Source organism: Microbulbifer mangrovi, assembly GCF_002009015.1.
Taxonomy (GTDB): Bacteria; Pseudomonadota; Gammaproteobacteria; order Pseudomonadales; family Cellvibrionaceae; genus Microbulbifer; species Microbulbifer mangrovi.
The window spans coordinates 1-3,897 of record NZ_LZDE01000156.1 but is presented as its reverse complement, the minus strand read 5'-3'; the positions used below and the strand labels follow the sequence as shown (position 1 = coordinate 3,897).

The window sequence follows — 3,897 nt, the reverse complement described above, 5'->3', positions numbered from 1 at the left end:
CCATTGGTATCAAAATCCAGGTCCGCAACCAGCTCGTATCCCTGGCAGCGCTTTTGCGATACACCCGTTTCAATAATGTGTGGACAGCCCGATAAATCCAGCTCGCCTTCAGCCGTGAGCCTTTTCCCTGTTCCATCTAGGCTATAGCGAATAGCATCCAGCTCTGCCCAGGTAGCAACTTCAATCAATCCATTCGAGTTTGCATCCGCATCGATGATGCCGTCATTGTTGTCATCGTCGTCGATAAGATTCGTGATACCGTCGTTGTCGGTATCATTCAGAGAATCGTCTAGCGTTAGCCCGGACGCGGATTGGCAGCTACTGTCGCAGCCCTCGTGCCATTGATCGGGTAACCCATCCCAGTCAGCATCCACAATAGCGGCCGCAGAATCGGGGAATTGGTCCAGGTTCACACCACTCTCTCTACGGCAGTCGGCATCGCAACCCAAGGTCCAGAAATCGATAGCACCATCGCCATCACTGTCGAAACCACCGGCAAATTCAGTAGGGAAGGGGTCATCGGCATCTGCGACACCGTCGCCATCGGCATCGCGATGCACGCGACCACCCAGGCGCAGCCCGGGCAGCTCGGTATCACCGCCAAAATCCCAATAGGCATTTCCGTCAGAGTCTTTGTAGTTTGACCACCCCTCATACAGCTTGGTATCAGTACAGCTTGTGTTATCGGCATCAGTTGGACACTGAAGTTCTATCAAATTAACAGCTACACCGTAGTTGCTATCTTTTTTACTAGAAATGTCCTCGGCCCAATAACTTATGTCTGCAGAACCCCACCTGCCAATCAAGCCACTCGAGAAGCGACTAGAAACAACATACGCGGTTGATACGCTGGCAATGACATTTCCCCTCCCCCCGATTAGTCCTCCAACATAATCTTCTCCAGTGACTGTACCTGTTACATAACTAGCTGTAATTTCGCTGTCACTGGCACTACCGATCAAGCCACCTACATAGTCGCCGGTACCCATGACGGAACCGCTAACAAAGGTGGCTGTAAACTGGCTTGAACTTGCATAACCTGCCAGGCCACCGACGTTATGTCCTCCCCGAACACTCATCAAGGGCCCATTCAGACCCAGCTCTTTGACAGTGGCATTATCGAGAGCACCGAACAATCCTTGTGAACCAACACCTGGGCGTTCAATCATCAGATTGCGGACAACATAGCCATTGCCATGGATTACTGCGCTGAATGAATTGCTGGAAAGGTTACCAATCGGTAACCAGCCTTCTCCCGCATTCCAGTAGGCATCATTGCTATCTAGAGAACCATCCCCATTGGTATCGAAATCCAAATCCGTAGTGAGCTCAAAGCCAACGCACCCCTCCGCAGGACAACCCTCACTACTGCCATAGAGTGATGTACCCTCCAGGTTATTGCGAATTTCGTCGAGGTCGGCCCAGTCGTTGATTTCAATCAGACCGTCGTCATCGAGGTCGTAGTCTGCTCGGCCCTCGGCAGACCAGGCTTGTTGGACTGAAAGCAGCAGGGAAACGCACAGCGAAAGGAATAAGAAAATAGCGCGGGGCATTGCACTCTCCGTGTTGGCAGCTATTGGGCTTCCGGCCCGATCAGTTTTTTTGATTACCGCGGGGATATGAGCGGCACAAAATAGCCGGGGACCTTAACAGAAATAGGTATGTCGCAGAAAGTTGCGTGCAGCGATTAATTAGAAATCTCTTAAATTTCTGACGCGAATTTAATCTTCGTGTTTTTAAGCCTTGTTTTAAGGGCTGAAATTACACGCAATTACGCCTAGTTAGAACAAATGTGCTTATTAATTGAGGGTTAATTTTTTGGACATATCAAACATTGGTAATCTTTATTATCAGTACGAATAGTGAAATCGAATATTTAAATGAAACTCCTGTACCAGTATTTTTATTTATTTGTCGACATAACGAAGCTGGGCCGCAATAGCGGCCCAGATTTTACAAAATCAATTTTAGAATTTATTCCACAGTAACCGACTTTGCCAGATTACGTGGCTGATCAACGTCGGTGCCTTTCAATAGCGCCACGTGGTAACTCAATAATTGTAGCGGTACGGTATACAGAATCGGCTGCAGGCTTTCCGGTGCATCCGGCACTTCGACGACGGTCAGGCCCGATTCGCTTTTAAATCCGGCTTCGGGGCTGGCGAATACAAACAATTCTCCACCGCGAGCACGCACTTCCTGCAAATTCGATTTCAGTTTTTCCAGCAGCTCATCATTGGGTGCCACGACGATCACCGGCATATCCGCATCTACCAGTGCCAACGGGCCGTGTTTCAGTTCGCCTGCCGGATAAGCTTCGGCGTGGATATAGGAAATCTCTTTTAGTTTCAGCGCGCCTTCCAGCGCGATTGGATATTCGACGCCGCGCCCTAAAAACAGCGCGTGATTTTTTTCTGCGAAGGCTTCACTGGTGGCTTTTACCAGTGCATCCAGGCCGGTGAATTTTTTCATCAGCTCCGGCAGCTGGTGCAGGGCGCTTACCAGTTCGGCTTCGCGTTCGCTGGTCATGCCATTGGCTTTGGCAAGGGCGATACAGAATAGCTGCAGGGCAACCAGTTGAGTGGTAAATGCTTTGGTGGAGGCAACACCGATTTCCGGGCCGGCTTCGGTCATCAGTTGTAGTTCAGATTCCCGTACCAGCGAGCTGTTGGGCACGTTGCAGATGGTCATGGAGGCCAGGTAGCCGAGCTCCTTGGCCTGGCGCAGTGCAGCGAGGGTATCTGCGGTTTCACCGGACTGGGAGATGGTGACAAACAGAGTACCCGGACGTACGGCGGTTTTGCGGTAACGAATTTCACTGGCGACTTCGACGGAGCAGGGCACGCCGGCCCAGTCCTCGATCCAGTAGCGGGCGACGAGACCAGCGTGATAGCTGGTACCGCAGGCGACGATCTGTACCTGTTTTACTTTGGGCAGGATTTCGTTGGCGGCGGTGCCGAGGGCTTGGGAAAGCACGGAGTGTTCGCCGATGCGTCCGGCCATGGTGGCTTCGACCACTTTGGGCTGCTCGAAGATTTCTTTCTGCATGTAGTGGCGGTAGCGGCCTTTGTCTGCAGCGTCGTGGCCGCCCTGCAGTTTATTGACCGGACGGCTGACTTCTTCGCCGGTTTTGTCCCATACAGCAATACCGTCGCGGGTGACTTCGGCGATGTCGCCCTCTTCGAGGAAGATAAAGCGGTCGGTGACCTGCTGCAGTGCCATGGGATCAGAGGCGATGAAGTTCTCTTCATAGCCGACGCCGATGACCAGGGGACTGCCGAGACGCGCACAAACCAGGCGCTCGGGCTCGGTGGAACAGACAACACCGAGGGCATAGGCACCGTGCAGTTTATGGGTGGCCGCGGTAACAGCCTGGAGCAAATCGCGTCCGTCTTTGCAGAGGTCGTTGATCAGGTGGACCACGACTTCGGTGTCGGTTTCGGACTGGAATTCGTAACCTTTTGCGATCAGCTCTTCGCGCAGTTCCTGGTAGTTTTCGATGATGCCGTTGTGCACCAGGGCGATATTGCCGGAGGTGTGCGGGTGGGAGTTTTTATCCGACGGGACGCCGTGGGTGGCCCAGCGGGTGTGGGCGATACCGAGCTGGCCGGCGGTGGGGCTGTCGTCGAGGGCAGACTCGAGATCGGCGACCTTGCCCTGGGTTTTGCGCAGTTGCAGTTTGCCGTCGCCGTTGACGAGGCACACACCGGCGGAGTCATAGCCACGGTATTCCAGTCGGCGCAGGCCTTCCAGCAGGATTCCGGTTACATTGCGTTGGCCCAGGGCACCTACGATTCCACACATTTTTCTTACCTCGGTATTTTGGTTCCGTGCCACTCATTGGGTTTGGTGGCGGTGCCGCTACTGGGTAAACCTTTGTGAGACACGCCGTAAACC

General features: G+C 53.2%; 2 protein-coding genes. Both read right to left on the bottom strand.

Annotated elements, in window-relative coordinates:
* A partial coding sequence (locus B4U49_RS01035) for a GLUG motif-containing protein (protein WP_275078267.1) occupies positions 1 to 1,553 on the bottom strand: 1,553 nt, incomplete at its 3' end.
* A gap of 421 nt (positions 1,554 to 1,974) precedes the next feature.
* Entirely contained in the window at positions 1,975 to 3,804 is a 1,830-nt protein-coding gene (glmS, locus tag B4U49_RS01030) for a glutamine--fructose-6-phosphate transaminase (isomerizing) (protein WP_078082738.1), read from the bottom strand.
* Positions 3,805 to 3,897: the final 93 nt, after the last annotated feature.

Bases quoted from the DNA above. Each gene is read 5' to 3' on its own strand.
- glmS (WP_078082738.1), bottom strand. From the start codon at position 3,804: ATGTGTGGAATCGTAGGTGCCCTGGGCCAACGCAATGTAACCGGAATC.